The organism is Mesorhizobium sp. Root102, from assembly GCF_001425625.1.
In the GTDB taxonomy this organism is placed as follows: Bacteria; Pseudomonadota; Alphaproteobacteria; order Rhizobiales; family Rhizobiaceae; genus Mesorhizobium.
Genome location: NZ_LMCP01000033.1, coordinates 1 through 15,647, shown reverse-complemented (window position 1 = coordinate 15,647; position 15,647 = coordinate 1). Strand labels below are relative to the sequence as shown.

The following is a 15,647-nucleotide window of genomic DNA, read 5'->3' as shown; positions in this document are numbered from 1 at the left end:
CAAGACTGAAAAGGCGAAGCTTCGACGCACCCCAGCGACATGAGTTCTTGCTACGTTCTCAAATGTCGGACAGATTCAGCACTTTCGTGTCGTGAGGCCAGTCTAGCTGTCATTGCTCTGGTGTTCGTGATCGGCTGGACGGAAGACAAGACGCCGAGCCAGCACGCCCTGTCGATGCCTTCGCTTGGCATCATATGCTTGTGAAAATGCCTCATAATCGGCATGAGTTTTATTCGCTTCCTCGTGCTTGAGCCCTGCTGCATATTCGATCGTGACATTGTAGTCGCGCTCACTTTTCGTCTTGCAGGGTGATTGGGCGGTTGATCGGTTGCGGTCCATCAGTTCAAAAAAAAGGGGAATGAATATGAAGGGCTTTGCATTGTCTGTGCTGACTGGCGTCATTCTGGCGAGCGGGGCGAGCCTGGGTTACGCTCGCACGCTCGATCAAATCCTGTCGGCTGGCGAACTTCGCGTTGGCGTGAACCCGAACTACCCACCAACGGCGCTGTACGACGACAAGAACGAACTGGCCGGCTTCGACGTCGATATCTCGAACAAGCTCGCCGAGATGCTGGGCGTGAAGCTCACCCTGGTGACGGTCGATCCGGCATCGCGTATACCCTTCCTTACCAGCGACAAGGTCGACATCTCCATGGGCGCCCTCACGCGCACGCCCGACCGCGCCAAGCTCGTGGATTTCAGCGTCCCGATCAATACCGAAGGCAATGCGGTGCTGACCACGGAGGATAAGCCCTATAAAACTCCTTCGGATATGAACGATGCCTCGGTGACTTTCGCGGAGGTTCGCGGGACGACGCCAATTCCGGTCATCCAGCAAGAATTTCCGAATGCCAAGCTGCTGCAGCTTTCCGACTGGCCCGATGCCTTCCGTGCCGTTTCCGACGGCCGCGCGACGGCCGTCATCGCCGACGCCTCTTTCTTCGGCGAACAGATCAAGACCTTTCCGGACGTCAAATGGAAGCTTCTCCCCGGCACGATCGGGCCGGTCTATTGGGATTGTGCCGGCGTGAACAAAGGCAATGACAGTCTGCGCCTTTGGCTGAACGTCGCCTTGTACGACATGGAAACCCAGGGCTTTGTCGATGCCGCCTGGAAGAAGTGGTATGGAGTGGAGATGGCAACGCCCGTGAAGCCGGATCCGTTCTTTTGAGGGCAGCCCGCGCCACCTTGGGCGTCATGCGCCAACCGCGGCCTAGGGCGCGGGAGCGATGAACTACACACTGCAATTCGGGCAGGTCATCGACCGCTTGCCCTACCTTGCCGGTGGCGCGTGGCTGAGCTTGCTCTTGGCCACGCTCGCTTTCTTTGGCGGAATGATCATCGGCGTCTTCGGGGCAATGGCAAAGCTGTTTGGCGGCCGTATCCTGGCGGGCATTGCAAATATCTATGTCGTCTTCTTCACCAACACGCCTGCTCTGGTGCAGGTCTATTTTCTTTATTTCGCACTGCCTTCGTTCGGCATCATCCTGCCGCCGTTTGAGGCAGTGCTGATCGGACTGACCCTGAACTCAGGCGCCTATCTGACGGAAATACAGCGGGCCGGGTTTCTTTCAATCCACAGGAACGAGGTCGAAGCCGCGGAGACGATCGGCCTCAGCCAGATGCAGTCGGTTTGGTATGTGATCGTGCCGCACATCGTGCGCACCCTTTATCCGTCACTAAGCAATCAATATATCCTGATCACGCTTGGCACCTCGATGGCGGCGATTTTCGGCGTCGAAGAACTCACCGGCCGCGCACTCAGTCTCAATGCCGAGACGTTTCGCTCGATCGAGATATTCGTCATCACGGCCGGCCTCTACATCGCCATCACGCTCGTCGCCAACGTGCTTCTGGTATTCCTGGGCCGCTACTACTTCCGTGCCCGGATGAGGCTGTTCTGATGCATTCGATATTCGGGCAGCTTCCCCGCTTCCTCAGTTATTACAATCTGGAGTTCATCCTCCAGGCCGCGCTCACCACTTTGCTGCTGAGCATCAGCGGTTGCGTGTTCGGCTTCATTTTCGGCTTCGGCATCGCCGTGCTGCGTGAGACAACGGGGCCGTTGTGGCTACCCCTTCGCGCCGCCGCCGTGCTGTTCGTCGAGATTTTCAGGCGTATTCCCTTCCTCGTCACTCTGTTCCTGGTCTTCTACGCGTGCCAGGCTCTCAATCTCGACATTTCGGTGTTTGCCGTGGCGGTGGCCAGCACATGTATCATCGGCGCTGCGTTCTTGTCGGAGGTGGTGCGGACGGGTTTCGACGCCATACCTTCCCAGGAACGCGAAGCAGCGGCAGCCATGAATTTCACGCTTGCCCAGACGCTCTTTCTGATCGTCATCCCACAGGCCTGGCGGGTGATCCTTCCGCCAACATTCGCATTCTTCCTTTCCTTCATCAAAGACTCCGCGCTGGCTTCGCAACTCGGCGTGGTGGAACTGACTTACAGTGCCAAGGTCATGAACAACAAAGGGTTCTCACCCGTCCTTGGCTTCGGCGCGGCGCTCATCCTGTACTTTGCAATTTCCTACCCGCTTGCCAGATTTGGGCTGTATTTGGAGCAACGCCTTGGATTTTCTCGGTATCGAAAACCTTAAGGCTCGCTACGGCGAGCACGTTGTCTTGAACGACATTTCGATGACCGTCGAAAAAGGCGAGATCGTCAGCCTGATAGGTCCTTCCGGTTCCGGCAAGAGCAGTCTGCTGCGCGCGCTGGTCGGCTTGCTGCCGGTCGAGTCAGGCGAAGTGCGGCTGAATGGCGAGATCATAAATTACCGGGACAAGCAGGCGGTGAAGCGTCTGCGGGATCGCCTCGCCATCGTTTTCCAGCAATATAATCTGTTCCAAAATATGGACGTGCTGCGCAACGTCATGCTGGCGCCGATGAAGGTCAAGGGTTGGCCGCGCGAGGAGTGCGAGCGTGAAGCCACGGCGCTTCTCGAAAAGGTAGGGCTCGGCGCGAAGCTGCACGTCTATCCCGACCAGCTCTCCGGCGGACAACAGCAGCGCGTCGCGCTCGCCCGCGCGCTCGCGCTTCGTCCGGAAATCTTGTTGCTGGACGAGGTCACTTCGGCGCTGGACCCGGAACTGGTGAACGAGGTGCTGGACAGCATCCGGCTGCTGGCAAGCGAGGGCATGACCATGATCATCGTGTCGCATGAAATGGCCTTCGTAAGGGAGGTGTCCTCACGCGTGTCGATGATGGCCGCGGGAAGCATCGTGGAGATCGGAACTCCTGACGAAATCTTTCAAAATCCGAAACATGAACGTGCGCGTGATTTCGTCGGCAAGATATTGCATCGCTGAAGTGGCTGGCTGTCGCCGTCGTGCTAGGCTCTGGCGTCTCCAACACCTGGTTCATCCTCCGCGGCGCGGCCCTCGATCCGGCTTCCCTGTACCAGCAATTGCTTGGCGCCAAGATCCTCATTGCCGCGACAACGGTCGGGCTCGCCGTCGTGAATCGCTACGTGTTCGTCCCGAGGATCCCCAACAACGGGCCTGGCGCCCGCCAACTCGCCAGGGGGACGGTTGCGGAAATGGTGCTGAGCGCGACGCTCATCGGAATCGTAAGTGTGCTTGGAACGTTGCCGCCTAGGTAAGCAGCCGATTTGGAGCGCGCGAGTACGGTCGACGAACCAGAGCACAATTGCCTTGCGCATCTGGTTCCGAAGAAGGATACCCGCCGCTCCATGCGCTGCTGCTCGGCCTGCTCCACGATCTTCCTCGTCTCGCCGTTCATGCGCTTGATCCATATTTGGAGCGGCGCCGGTGCACTTTCCTTTCTGTTCCGGCTCAACCAGATCGTGCGCACGGCCAAGATGGTCCGTAATTTCGTCGATGGATTCTTCCGCCGCCGCGCGGCCGACATCCGGAAGCGATCCGGCGCTAGGCCTTCCGTAACATGGGCTCTAAGTTGGATCAGCCGCGGTGCCTTCGACATGGCGAGCGTCTGGGCGTCGGTATTGACAACTATGAACTCCGCGCCCTGCAAACCTTGCGCGACCACTGCCAACTCTCCATTGCAGCACCCGGCGCGACGCTTGATACCGAGCGAGGAGCTTACGAATCAGGGCAATACCCGCCACGAACAGGGAATCAGACCGGGAATGCTGTCGCATGGGCAGGCATGTCGAGCTTTTGGCTGTTGTCGCCAGGCCTTGCGGGCAGAGTGTCAATGCTTCTCGCTCGGTCAGATCGCAGACTCTACGATCGGCCCTGAGGGTCGATGATGAGATGCGGCGCGGAAGGGTTTCTCACAGCCACGATGATTGAATGGGCGGCTGCGCCGGCGTCACTCGGCAAAAACCGGAATCCGTCCTTTCGACCCGAGACGCGGCACGGCTCATCCCGTCGAGAACCGCTACCAGCGACAACAGCCGACGGCTCTGCTTGCTATCCCTCGAACTCTTGGCCAGCCGTCGCAACTCGGCTTCCGAATAGTCCGTCCGCATCTTGACCGCTGATCCCATGGCGCGAATCTCCTCTCACGCCAAAGAATCATGAAATCGAAAAGGCCGGAATCTGGAGGGTTCTGTGAGGTCCGCATGCTCGACGGAGCCACCTGGCAGGACGTCGGACCTCATTGCAAGCCGGATTGAACGGAGGCGCGGGTAGGTTTGGTGCTATAGGGATTGTAGGCTGGAGGAGCGGTCGGGATCGTCGGTGCCAGGCTGATGAAGGGCGTTCACGATGCGGCCACAGCGAAGGATGGCACGGTGGAAGGCGGAACCGTGATAGCGGGAGCCGTCGGACAGGCTGCAGTGCTTTCTATCGCCGGGCTGGCTGCTTGCGGCTTTGTGCGGCGGGACAAGGGTCGGGGTGCCAGCGCGCATGGCGACGGATACCGTACCGGGTGATGTAGACGCCGGCGCGATCATGAGGTGTCGTTCCAGAATGAGCTCGGCGGTGCCTGTCCGCTCCGCCAGATGGCGAGCGTGATCATCCGTCCTCCCACAGCATGGGCAGCGGTGCGCTGCCGCAAGGGGCTCGGCGGCGGCGCTTTCGGCATCCGCTTCGAGGTAATTACCCACGCCCTTGTCAGGGGCAAGAATCCCTGAATCTATGGGGATATGGATCGCACTGATTTGCAGCGTCGGACAAAGGAAGAGTTGATCGATCTGGTGCTGCGGATGCAGCAGAGAAGACATCACGCACGTCGTCCAAGCCACCTTCGAGCGACCGCAAGGCGCGTCGGGACAGGGCAAAGCCTGGCGGCGCCAAGGCGGGTCATGAAGGTCACAGCCGCGCCATCAGTGGGGATGCCGATCGCATCATCGATCATCATCCCGACCAATGCCTTTGCTGCCGCGCCAGCCCATCGAGCGATCTTGCTGCCGAAACCGTCAGCGAGCACGATAAGATTGAGCTTCCCGCGATCAGGCCTTTGATTGAGCGCCATCGGCGTCTGGCAGTCCGTTGCCCGTCCTGCGGCACGCTGGTCGTCGCGGCTATGCCAGATGCGGCGAAGGGGACGCCGTTCGGGCCACGCGTGCACGCCGTAGCGACCTATCTCAAGACTTTCCAGGCCCTTGAGCGGCGCAAGACCATCGCCTTGCTGCCTGACCGTGAGCCGGCGACGGCCCAGGCCTGGCTCACAGACCAACCCCAGATCGGCATTGTCGCCCGCGATCGCGGCGGTGGCTACGCTCTTGCGGCCGCCAAAGCGCTGCCTGGGGCGATCCAGGTGGCCGACCGCTGGCACTTAATGGAGAACGCCAGCCGGGCCTTTCTCGACGCAGTTCGCAAATCCATGCGGTTGATCCGCGCCGCGCTTGGTGCCGCCACGATTGATCCAGAACTGCTAACCGCCGCCGAGCGGATTCAATATGAAGGACCTTCGTCGGGAAGACACCAATGCCGTCATCCTCGGCATGGCCAAGGACGGGACTACGATTAAGGAGATTGTTCGCCGCTCCGGCCATAGCCGCAGCGTAGTCCGCAAGGTTCTGCGAGGCCAGCGATCTGACGTCTTTCGAGTCCGAGAAAGCTCGCTGGAGCTTTATCTTCCTTGGCTCGACGCCCAGTGGACGGCTGAGGAGCGCAATGCAACAGCACTCTGGCGGCGCCTCAAGAACCAGGGGTTCCGTGGTTGCTTGCGTGTCGTCACCGAGTGGGCCACACGTCGCCGGCATTCAGATCAAGTGAATGGCGACGCCCTGCGCCGTGCACCCTCGGCCCGAACCATTGCGCGGCTAATGACCATCGGTCGCGACAGCCTCTCTAAGTCCGAAACCGTCACGGTGGCGGCGATCGAGGGCGGCGTGCCTTTATTGGTGGAGGCCCGGGAAATCGTCGCAGGCTTCCCGGCCATGATCCGCAAGAAGACTCTCGCCGATCTCGAACCTTGGCTGGAGCGGGCCAGATCAAGTCTGGTCGCCTCGTTCGCCAATGGCGTTCTCAAAGACCGCTCGGCCGTCAGCGCGGCGATAACCTCGCCCTGGTCCAACGGTCAGACCGAGGGCCAGATCACCAAGCTCAAGCTCGTGAAACGCCAAATGTATGGCCGAGGAAAGCTCGACCTGCTTCAGGCGCGCGTCATCGGCGCTGGCTAGGTTCAATCATCACCAAAAGTGCGTCAGAGCCAATTTTGCACGCCGATCCAGGGTCCCAATTGCGGGCCGATTGACAGTCCGGAGTGGCGCGATACAGTCATTAGGCGTTGCCCTGACGAGCTTCCGCAATGGTCGAAACAGGCCGAACGGGCAAGGCGGAACGAGCGGCAGGTTCCCCGCCCCTCCCGCTCGAGAGCTGTCATTCCGGCCCCTTTGCAGTCGAGCAGCAATACGCAAAGTACCAGCAGCAGGCGACGTTTGCCGTTACCAGTGGAGACACGAGGATATTGCATCCACCCAGCGGCGCAATTGTTTTCGCCGTGATCCACTGGCGAACGAAAAGTCAGATTAACCCGCCTGACCTGGTCAAGTGTCGGAAGTACGGTCCCATTTTAGGAAAAGGCGAATGGATGCATGATGGTAATCTTCAACAAACGTCCGTCTGAACCTTCTCGCGTGGAAATACGAAGTCCCGATTCTGCGGGAATGGACAGACTTCAGTTAATTTGATCGCCTATGTACTGTCTGCTAGGTAGTCAAAGGCCGATAAGGTATGCACCCGAACAACGTCTAAAAATTCGTCGACATCGACATACTCGTCCTGAGAGCCCATGCCGTTGGGGCTGCAGCCGAACACGTAAGCCGGTATTCCGTGATAACGCCATAGGCGTGTGTCTGTCGCCCCGAGGGCGATGATCGGCATTGGTCGGGGCCTGCCCAGGGACTCTACATTTCTTTGGAGAATTCCGACCATCTCATGATCCGGATCGCACCAGGAGGATTCCGCCCCTCCAATTTCCTTCCATGAAACTTCGGGATACTTTTGGAGAATACGCTCGATCTTGGAAAGAAGGTCGGCTTTGCTCATGCCTACCGGAAGGCGGAAATCCGTCTCGAAAACGCAACTTGAGGGGATCATATTGACCTTGGTGCCGCCCCGGATGACCCCGATGTTCAGCGTGACCTGAAATATCAGGTCGCCCGCGCCCGCGCCGAGCGAAGCGTCCAGTGTCTCCTTACCCGACGCGATAACGTTCTTGATGTTGTGCGGGACGTACTCCTTGTCGTCGGCAGTTCCGGTCAGGGCCTCCAGTTCCCCGGCGACAAGCATCGCGATCTTGGTGGCGCTTTTGCTCTTGTGGACGTTGGCGCCGTGATCGCCCGGGGTCTGGACAGTAAATTCCAGCCACAGCGGCCCGCGTTCGCCGAAGACGATCGCCTCCGGTCCACAAACGTCACTGTTGAGCATGCAGTCCCCAAGGAGGTCGGGGTACTTGTCGAGCAGGTATTTGGCGCCCCACGGGCCGAACGTCTCCTCGTCGGAAACGGCGGTCAGCGACAAACGCCCGTTCCAATGGCCGCGCAGGCGCGACAGCAGGCAATAGGCTATGATCGACGCAGCGGTGCCCGCCTTCATGTCGGCGGCTCCGCGACCGTAGATGCGTCCGTCAACCAGTTCCGCGCCCCACGGATCGTGTGACCATTTCGGCCCGTCCGCATCAACAGGGAAAACGTCCAGATGGCCGTTCAGGACCAGATGCCGGCCCGGTCGGGCACCATCGAGGCTGGCGACGAGATTCGGCATGATCGGGTTCGGCGCCTCGACGCGGCAATCGAGGCCCTTTTCGTCGAGATGCCGCTTGACCACATCGCAGGCCGATCGGGTGTCGCCAGGCGGATTGGGACTCTTTTCCCTGACGAGGGCCCGGAAGAGGCCGATGATCTGGTCACGCTCCTCGTCGATCCAGTTCAGGAGTTGTTCGTGCATCTCTTTCATCTGTCCATAAATTCCCTGGCAACCGAACATCTGGCGGTGACATCGTCGCCGCCGTTTAAAAAACAGGATCGCGACAGGCTCACGCACCGGCCGGCGCTTTTGCCGGCCCCCTCTGAATGCCGATGATGTTCAGCAGCAGACGTGCGACGGTCAGCGCGGTCGTCCCGTTGATGTCCTTGTCCGGCTGGAACTCGGTGAATATGACGCCGGCGATGCAATTCTTCCTGGCGAGGTATCTCAGCACGTTCGCCGTCTGGATGAACGTCAGGCCGCCGGGCTCGGGCACGCCCACCGCGGGAGCGATGGTCGGGTCCATCCCGTCGCAATCGATCGTCAGAACCCACTTGCGGCTCATATCGAACGTTTTCAGGAGGGTGTCGATGCCGTCGTCGTGAATCTGCCAGGCCGTGATGATGCGATTGCCCATCCGCTGTGCGAGTTCGACCTCCTCTCGCCGCGCGGTACCGATAGATCGGGTGCCGAAATGAATCACGTCCTTCACGCAAGCATAATCCCTCACGCGGCGCATTGTGTTCGAGGCACCGTCCCGCCGACCGTAGATCTCGTCGCGAAAATCGATATGCGCATCTATCTGCAGGACATTGATGTCCTCGACGCCGTCGTAGGCGGACACCACGAGCGGCGGAACGGAATCCTGTCCGCCGATGACCAGCGGGACGACCCCCTTGCGGACCAGAGGGTTCAGGACCGAGTGCACATTCTCCTTGACCCTCGGGATGTCATACGGGTCGACGACGACGTTGCCGATATCGGTCACGTTCGGCCGGTTGTCCTCGAACTGCGGCTCGCCGAGGTCGAAATTCCAGTGCGACATGAAACGCGTATAGCTTCTCTCATGCGACGTCCTGCGAATCACGTCCGCCGCGTCGGCACAGGCGGAGACCTCCCGTCCGACATAGACAGGCCCGAATGGGATGCCGACGAAAGCGTAGGGCGTATCGACCTTAGATACGTCCTGTGAACTCTGCGAGCCCAGAAAGGTCGGATTTGCTGGAGAGAGTAACATGGCGTTTCCTTCGTTGGTCGGACTGATACGGGTCGCTATTCCAGGATTCTTTTCAGGAAGGCACGGGTGCGTCCGTGCTTGGGATTCGCGAGCACTTCGTCCGGCGTGCCCTGCTCGACGACGACGCCGCCATCCATGAACATGACGCGGTCGGCCACACCTCGCGCGAAGCCGACTTCGTGCGTGACGACGATCATCGACATGGCCGACGAATCAGCCAACGCCCGCATGACATCCAGCACCTCGCCGACAAGCTCCGGGTCGAGCGCCGAAGTCGGCTCATCGAACAGCATGACCGAGGGCTCCATGGCCAGGGCCCGGGCGATGGCGACGCGCTGCTGCTGTCCGCCGGACAAGGCTGCGGGATAGGTATCGGCCTTGTCCTCCAAACCGACCTGATCGAGGAGCTTCGTTGCCCTGGCACGGGCTTTCTGGCGGCTGATGCGGAGCACGCGAAGCGGCGCCTCCATGATGTTCTCCATGGCGGTGAGATGCGGGAACAGGTTGAAGCGCTGGAACACCATTCCCATCGCCGCGCGCTGTTTCTGGACCTTCGCCTCGGGAAGCTCGAGGAACTTGTCTCCCACCTGCCGATAGCCGACGGGCTCGCCATAGAAGAGAACAAGGCCGGCGCTCGGCCGCTCCAGGTGGTTGATGCACCGGAGTAGCGTGCTCTTGCCCGATCCCGAGGGGCCGAGGATGCAAAGCACCTCGCCGCTCTTGAGGTCAAGGTCGACGCCCTTCAGCACATCGAGCGAGCCGAACGACTTGTGAATCCCACGCGCCCGTATCGGATACTCTGCCCCGGCGTTCATGTCGCCACCGAACGGGAGAAGCGGGTCTCTATCTTCGACTGGACGAACATCAGGATCGTCGTGACGACGAAGTACCAGACGCTGGCCACGATCAGCATCGGTATGACCTCGAATGTCCGGGACGATATCAGCTGGGTTGAATAGAGCAGCTCAGGCAATGCGATGACGCTGACCAGCGAGGTGTATTTCAGCATGGCGATCGTATCGTTGCCCATGGGGGGGATTATGACCCTCATGGCCTGGGGCATGATTATCCGCCGAAACGTCACCCACGAAGACATGCCCAATACCCGGGCGGCTTCACGCTGGCCGTGATCGATCGAAGCGAGCCCGGACCTGACGATTTCCGCCATGAAGGCGCTTTCATTCAGGGAAAGCGCGATCAGGGATGCGCTCAGCGTCGTAATGACCTGGTTGGTATCTACTTCGTAGAAGGTTTTGAGAAATGGGATGCCCAGCAAAATTTTCGGGTAGAGAGCCGCAAAGTTGTAGCAAAATATGATCTGTACCAGCAGTGGGATTGACCTGAAGAACCAGATGTAACCCTTCGCTACGGTAGAGAGCACCGGATTCCTGCTGACGACGGAAACAGCAATGACCACCCCCAGGATCGAAGCCAGTGTCATGGACGCAATCGTCAGCAGGATCGTCGTCGCGAGCCCGGTAAGGACCTGCGGGGAGAAAAGATATTTCCCCACGACGTCCCAACCGAAGGCGGAATTGTTCACCATCGAATAGACGACCTGTAGGGCAACCAAGGTCACCACGCATGCGGCGACCCAGGTGCCCGGCCGTCCTCGCGGGTGCAGTTTTGCTCCCGCGAGTTGCTCGTCGGTCAGCGAGTTCAAGGACACCGAACCGGCGGGCGGCTGCATTATTTGTCTACCGTCGCCGTGTTGAACGTCGCCTTCGTCAGGTGCGCGCTTTCGGGCATGTGGTACTGGGTGAAGATCTTGTCGTAGGTGCCGTCCTGCATCAGCTCGTTGAGGGCGTCCAGCACGGCCGGGCCGAGCGAAGATCCCTTGTGCACCGACATTCCGGCCACGCCGGCGTTGAACGTTTCACCGGCCGTCTTGAACTGGTCAGGATGTTCCGATGCCATCAGCGCCAGATATTCGAGGTCGCCCACCATCACGTCCACCTGGCCGCTGAGCAGCGCGGGCAGGGCAGCGCCCGCATCCGGGAAGATCTTCAGGTCGAGGGGCTTTTTTCCCGCCGCCTGGCATTTGTCGGAGATGTCACCGGCATTGGCGGCTTCGAGAGACCCGCGCAGGGCCGCGACCTTGAAGCCGCACAACTGATCCCGTTCGGCCGGCCCGTTCTCCATCGCTGTCCTCTGCAACATGATGGACCCGCCGATCGCATAGTCGATGAAATCGACCTTCTTCTGCCGTTCCAGGGTGTCGAACATGCCCGAAACCACGATGTCGACGCGCTTGGCGTCGAGGCTCGGAATGAGGGCGTCAAAACCCATGTTGCTGACCTCCAGGGTCAGGCCAAGCTTCTTGGCAATGGCCGCCGTCAGGTCGTGGTCAAAACCGATGAACTCATCGGTTGTGCCCTCCTTGATGCTGGACCAAGGGAGGCCTACGCTGGCCGACGTTCCCAATTTCAACTTGCCGCTGGCCTTGATGTCGGCCGGCAGTTTTTCAGCAGCGGCGCTAGCTTTCGCTTCCTGCGCCGCGCTTGGCGATGCCCAGCCGGCGAAGCCGGCAGCAGTCAGAAATGCGGCGATGAGTATCGATTTGCTAAGCAATGCTATCTCCCTTTGTGTCCAACGAAACGGGCGCGCAAATGCGATCTCGCAGCGACCCGGTCGAGCCTCTGGTGATTGCTCGCGGCAAGTTTTGAGCCACAAGCGGCTTGGCGTCATTGCCGTGGGAATGTTCTTGATTGGAAGAACGCTATTCGGAGCTTCGATGCTCAGCGTTGGATTTTTATAGGTTCAGAGATGCCCTGGTGTCAACTGCGCATACCGGATGCGTGTCGCAGGGTCCTTATTCGACCCCGCCAGGCGCTCCTATCGCTTGCCATGCAGCCACTGAACCAGCCGAAACTGAGCGAGCGCACGTAATGGAGGTGCAGGCAAACGGCGGCGCCGTGCTCCGCATTTCGAGACCGCGCTTGACAACGTTCCGGCCTTGTAGCGATGATAGGCCTCAGGGTGTGGCAAGGATGCCGAACTGACACCTGGAACGGTTGTTTGAAATTTAGCCATGCCGCGAGTTGCGGTTGGCTGTGGCAATGGTGCCCAGAGGCTTTTCAGGCCTTTGGGTTTTTTTTTGGCGGAAGCAGCTATATGTCGTCGAGGCCAGTTCGTATCGGGTTGATGTTTTCGACGACTGGATCCTATTCGGTCGTGACGAAGACGATGCTGAACGGTGCCATGCTCGCGCTCTCCGAATGCTACCGGTTATTCCCGGACCTGGTTATTGAGCCCAGGATCGTCAATCCGGAAGGCGAGATTCGAAGATATGGCGAGCTTGCCGAAGGCCTGCTGAAGGATGGCGTCCGCCATGTTGTCGGATGCTACACCTCCCTGAGCAGGAAGGAGGTCATCCCGCTGTTCGAGAAGTACGACTCCCTGCTGTGGTATCCTACCCACTACGAAGGGTTCGAGACGTCCAACAACGTCATCTATACCGGAGCGGCTCCCAACCAGCATATCCTTCCGCTGCTCGACTACATGCTGGCGAAAGCCGGCAAGAGGGCGTTCTGCGTCGGCTCGAACTACATTTGGGCGTGGGAAAACACCCGGGTTTTCCGTGAGGCGATAACGATCAAGGGGGGAAGCGTCCTCGCCGAGAAATATGCCGCTATCGGCGACACCGACATGCGGCAGATCGTCGATACGATCATTTCGGAACGACCGGACTTCATTTTCAGCAATCTGATCGGAAGCAGCGCCTACGCATTCTTCAGGCAGTTCCGCGCGGCATGCGATGAGCTCGGTATCGACCAGCCCGCGCGAATGCCGGTGGCTAGCTGCTCCCTGTCGGAGCCCGAACTGGAGGAGATCGGCGCCGGCTGCGTCGACGGGCACTACAGTTCCAGCGTCTATTTCTCGACGGTGAAGACAGCCGCCAACGCCTTATTCACGGACGCTCTTGCGACGGCGTTCCCAGGTAGTCCGGCCGCGTCCGCGGATTCCGAGGCGGCCTATATTGCTACGACCCTTTTGCTGCGGTCGATTTTTCATACGCAGTCAGATGACATCAAGCTCGTCAAGAAGGCCGCCGTCAGGCAACGCATCGCAGCTCCTCAGGGAGAAGTCTGGCTCGATCCCCAAACCTTTCACTCCTGGCTCACGCCCAGGATAGGACGATCGAACAAGGCATCGACATTCGACATCGTGGAGCAGGCGAGCGGACCGGTACGTCCCGATCCCTATCTCGTGGATTCCTCGCCGCGCTACACGGTAGCATCGCCCTCTCCGCAATTGAGGATCGTAACCTAGTGGCGCCTCATCTCATCCAGAACTTCAAGGGCTATCACGCCAGTATATTCGGCTCCCAGTCCAGTCTGACCGACACGCTGGAGAGCGCGCTCGCCAGGATCGGGCTGGGAAGCGTCAAGACATACGATGCGGACGCGATAACGGATGCCGACTTCGATTCGTTCAACCCGCAAAGGGACGTCCTTTTCGTGGATAGCGACATCGAATTCGTCGCGGCGCTCTCCAAGTCGACGAATTTGAGCGCGCCGCCGGCTCCGATCATCGGGCTGGTGGGCATCGGGACGCCGGGTAGGCTGAAAGGGCTGCTGAACATCGGCTGCACCGCATTCCTCGGCAAGCCCGTCCACGATGCGGCGGTTTATTCTGCGCTGTTTCTCGGCATCAACCAGTTCCAGGCGCGCCACGAGATGGAGTGGCGGATCGAGGACCAGGAGAGGCGGCGGCGCGGGCGCCGGTGGGTGATCAAGGCCGTCGTCGCGTTGATGCAGCAAAGCGCGATCACCGATGACGAGGCCTACGCGAAGCTGCGGCAGGACAGCATGCGTATGCGCATGAACCTCGAGACCTACTGTGAGCAATTCGTGATGGATTCCGCGCCAGCGCCGCGGCCGCTGGATGGCGAACAGCTTATCGGCATGTGCCCGGCAACAGACGCCAAACGCGCCAGCAGTTGAAGCATGTCGCCCCAGATTGAGGCCGCCCCGGCAAGACCAGTTCGGAAGAATGTCATGTGCAAAAGCGCAGGCACGCCACCGAGAGCGGTGCCTTCCGAGCAGCGGCATGACGCGCGGGATGCCTTGTGTCGCCTTCGCACGGAGCGGCCACGACAGCCTATGACGCTGCACGGCAGAGAGTTGGACCGTCGCGTTCCATTGGAAACTCGCCAGTACAAATTCAGGAGCAGACCTTGACCCAGAAACTAGACGCGTGGCTCACGAATTCACTGATGCATTCAAAGGGAGTTGCAAGCGGCAAGATTGGCTCGTCCTATTCAATCACGGAAGCAAGCCAGGGCAAATACCATTACGTATATGGCCCGTATGCCGAGCCGGTTCTGTCGATCTCTCCCGGTTCCAGGATATCGGTCGAGACGCACGACGCCTTCGAGGGCAAGATCCAGTCCGAGAGCGACAAGCCGTCAGAGATATTGAACTTTCCCTATCTTAACCCGCAGAACGGGCCGATCCACGTGGAAGGCGCGGAGAAAGGGGATGTGCTGGCCGTGTATATCGAACGCATCGTACCTCGGGGGCCGCAACCATGTGGAACAACGCTGATCATGCCGGGATTCGGCGGCCTTGTTCCGACGGACAACACCGCCATGCTGACGGCACCATTACCGGAGCGGGTCAAAAAGCTCCATGTCGACCCTATTGCTGGGACGAGATGGAACGACAAGATAGTCCTCCCCTACGAGCCATTTATTGGCACGATTGGCACATCTCCCGAGATCGAAGCGATCTCCTCCCTGCAGCCCGACTACTATGGGGGCAACATGGATCTGCCCGACGTTCGGGTCGGCGCCATCATATACCTGCCTGTCAACAAGGCGGGCGCATATCTCTACGTCGGCGATTGTCACGCCGCGCAAGGTGACGGCGAACTTGGCGGAGTCGCCATAGAGCATCCAACCGTCACTACGCTGCACGTCGATTTGATCAAAAACTGGTCGATCAAATGGCCCCGGGTGGAGAATGAGCATTCCATCATGACGATCGGGTCCGCCCGCCCGATGGAAGACGCGGCCCGCATTGCCTATCGTGAACTGATCGATTGGATGGCGAAAGACTACGGCTTCGAGGAAATCGAAGCCTACATGCTGCTCACACAGGTGGGGGGCGTGCGTGTGGGAAACATGGTTGATCCTAAATATACGGTCGGGGCTTCGATAAAGAAGAGTTACCTGATCTGATGCTAGTCGGTTCTAGCAGGCTTCTCTGATTGGGGTTGTTGAGGTCAAGCTCCTGTTGCGTTTTTTTCGGACCGTGTCGCCCCGCGGGTCACTCGCTTCTCTTCGCGGT

General features: G+C 59.6%; 13 protein-coding genes and 2 pseudogenes. 8 read left to right on the top strand and 7 right to left on the bottom strand.

Features of this window, described 5'->3' with window-relative positions; all coding sequences use genetic code 11:
* Nucleotides 1–364 precede the first annotated feature (364 nt).
* Genes ASD12_RS22090 through ASD12_RS22075 form a run of 4 tightly spaced genes read left to right on the top strand, consistent with a single transcriptional unit; the run spans nt 365 to nt 3,305 of the window.
* Nucleotides 365–1,171 (top strand): transporter substrate-binding domain-containing protein, encoded by an 807-nt coding sequence (locus tag ASD12_RS22090; RefSeq protein ID WP_162252275.1) that lies wholly within the window; start codon nt 365–367, stop codon nt 1,169–1,171.
* A 58-nt stretch (nt 1,172–1,229) separates the two neighbouring features.
* On the top strand, nt 1,230–1,904 hold the full coding sequence (locus ASD12_RS22085) for an amino acid ABC transporter permease (RefSeq protein ID WP_056591024.1): 675 nt from the start codon (nt 1,230–1,232) through the stop codon (nt 1,902–1,904).
* Nucleotides 1,904–2,596, top strand: a complete 693-nt coding sequence (locus tag ASD12_RS22080; RefSeq protein ID WP_082525610.1) for an amino acid ABC transporter permease — start codon at nt 1,904–1,906, stop codon at nt 2,594–2,596. The genes ASD12_RS22085 and ASD12_RS22080 overlap by 1 nt, the downstream gene beginning before the upstream one ends.
* 40 nt (nt 2,597–2,636) lie before the next feature.
* Entirely contained in the window at nt 2,637–3,305 is a 669-nt protein-coding gene (locus ASD12_RS22075; RefSeq protein ID WP_082525611.1) for an amino acid ABC transporter ATP-binding protein, read from the top strand.
* A gap of 506 nt (nt 3,306–3,811) precedes the next feature.
* On the opposite strand, the pseudogene ASD12_RS34660 reads toward ASD12_RS22075, so the two are convergent.
* Nucleotides 3,812–4,005 (bottom strand): annotated as a pseudogene (locus ASD12_RS34660) (cell division protein FtsZ); the annotation flags it as partial.
* 616 nt (nt 4,006–4,621) lie between these two features.
* Nucleotides 4,622–5,146: a hypothetical protein gene (locus ASD12_RS22060; RefSeq protein ID WP_056591014.1), complete on the bottom strand. Its 525-nt coding sequence runs from the start codon at nt 5,144–5,146 to the stop codon at nt 4,622–4,624.
* A 380-nt stretch (nt 5,147–5,526) separates the two neighbouring features.
* Between ASD12_RS22060 and ASD12_RS33415 the strand changes: the two are divergent.
* A pseudogene (locus ASD12_RS33415) lies at nt 5,527–6,550 on the top strand (transposase); the annotation flags it as partial.
* Between the two features lie 514 nt (nt 6,551–7,064).
* On the opposite strand, the gene ASD12_RS22040 reads toward ASD12_RS33415, so the two are convergent.
* The 5 genes from ASD12_RS22040 to ASD12_RS22020 all read right to left on the bottom strand — a co-directional run bounded on the left by ASD12_RS22040 (nt 7,065) and on the right by ASD12_RS22020 (nt 12,042).
* On the bottom strand, nt 7,065–8,327 hold the full coding sequence (locus ASD12_RS22040; RefSeq protein ID WP_200953716.1) for a M20/M25/M40 family metallo-hydrolase: 1,263 nt from the start codon (nt 8,325–8,327) through the stop codon (nt 7,065–7,067).
* A gap of 79 nt (nt 8,328–8,406) precedes the next feature.
* Nucleotides 8,407–9,354, bottom strand: coding sequence for an arginase family protein (locus ASD12_RS22035; RefSeq protein WP_056591008.1), 948 nt, complete (start codon nt 9,352–9,354; stop codon nt 8,407–8,409).
* A 35-nt stretch (nt 9,355–9,389) separates the two neighbouring features.
* Entirely contained in the window at nt 9,390–10,169 is a 780-nt protein-coding gene (locus tag ASD12_RS22030; protein WP_056591005.1) for an amino acid ABC transporter ATP-binding protein, read from the bottom strand.
* Nucleotides 10,166–11,044: an amino acid ABC transporter permease gene (locus ASD12_RS22025; RefSeq protein WP_056591002.1), complete on the bottom strand. Its 879-nt coding sequence runs from the start codon at nt 11,042–11,044 to the stop codon at nt 10,166–10,168. The genes ASD12_RS22030 and ASD12_RS22025 overlap by 4 nt, the downstream gene beginning before the upstream one ends.
* On the bottom strand, nt 11,044–12,042 hold the full coding sequence (locus tag ASD12_RS22020; protein ID WP_082525608.1) for an ABC transporter substrate-binding protein: 999 nt from the start codon (nt 12,040–12,042) through the stop codon (nt 11,044–11,046). The genes ASD12_RS22025 and ASD12_RS22020 overlap by 1 nt, the downstream gene beginning before the upstream one ends.
* A gap of 426 nt (nt 12,043–12,468) precedes the next feature.
* Here ASD12_RS22020 and ASD12_RS22015 point away from each other — a divergent pair, with 426 nt between their 5' ends.
* The 3 genes from ASD12_RS22015 (at nt 12,469) to ASD12_RS22005 (ending at nt 15,538) form a co-directional block, all read left to right on the top strand.
* Nucleotides 12,469–13,626, top strand: coding sequence for a transporter substrate-binding domain-containing protein (locus ASD12_RS22015; RefSeq protein WP_056590996.1), 1,158 nt, complete (start codon nt 12,469–12,471; stop codon nt 13,624–13,626).
* Nucleotides 13,626–14,300 (top strand): ANTAR domain-containing protein, encoded by a 675-nt coding sequence (locus tag ASD12_RS22010; RefSeq protein WP_056590986.1) that lies wholly within the window; start codon nt 13,626–13,628, stop codon nt 14,298–14,300. The genes ASD12_RS22015 and ASD12_RS22010 overlap by 1 nt, the downstream gene beginning before the upstream one ends.
* 272 nt (nt 14,301–14,572) lie before the next feature.
* The gene (locus ASD12_RS22005; RefSeq protein ID WP_056591033.1) at nt 14,573–15,538 is read left to right on the top strand and encodes an acetamidase/formamidase family protein; all 966 of its coding nucleotides are present in this window, start codon (nt 14,573–14,575) and stop codon (nt 15,536–15,538) included.
* Nucleotides 15,539–15,647: the final 109 nt, after the last annotated feature.

Coding starts and splice junctions, on each gene's coding strand:
- ASD12_RS22035 (WP_056591008.1), bottom strand. CDS start 9,354: ATGTTACTCTCTCCAGCAAATCCGACCTTTCTGGGCTCGCAGAGTTCA.
- ASD12_RS22005 (WP_056591033.1), top strand. CDS start 14,573: ATGCATTCAAAGGGAGTTGCAAGCGGCAAGATTGGCTCGTCCTATTCA.
- ASD12_RS22020 (WP_082525608.1), bottom strand. CDS start 12,042: ATGACGCCAAGCCGCTTGTGGCTCAAAACTTGCCGCGAGCAATCACCA.
- ASD12_RS22060 (WP_056591014.1), bottom strand. CDS start 5,146: ATGTCTTCTCTGCTGCATCCGCAGCACCAGATCGATCAACTCTTCCTT.
- ASD12_RS22040 (WP_200953716.1), bottom strand. CDS start 8,327: ATGAAAGAGATGCACGAACAACTCCTGAACTGGATCGACGAGGAGCGT.
- ASD12_RS22085 (WP_056591024.1), top strand. CDS start 1,230: ATGAACTACACACTGCAATTCGGGCAGGTCATCGACCGCTTGCCCTAC.
- ASD12_RS22075 (WP_082525611.1), top strand. CDS start 2,637: ATGACCGTCGAAAAAGGCGAGATCGTCAGCCTGATAGGTCCTTCCGGT.
- ASD12_RS22080 (WP_082525610.1), top strand. CDS start 1,904: ATGCATTCGATATTCGGGCAGCTTCCCCGCTTCCTCAGTTATTACAAT.
- ASD12_RS22025 (WP_056591002.1), bottom strand. CDS start 11,044: ATGCAGCCGCCCGCCGGTTCGGTGTCCTTGAACTCGCTGACCGACGAG.
- ASD12_RS22030 (WP_056591005.1), bottom strand. CDS start 10,169: ATGAACGCCGGGGCAGAGTATCCGATACGGGCGCGTGGGATTCACAAG.
- ASD12_RS22090 (WP_162252275.1), top strand. CDS start 365: ATGAAGGGCTTTGCATTGTCTGTGCTGACTGGCGTCATTCTGGCGAGC.
- ASD12_RS22015 (WP_056590996.1), top strand. CDS start 12,469: ATGTCGTCGAGGCCAGTTCGTATCGGGTTGATGTTTTCGACGACTGGA.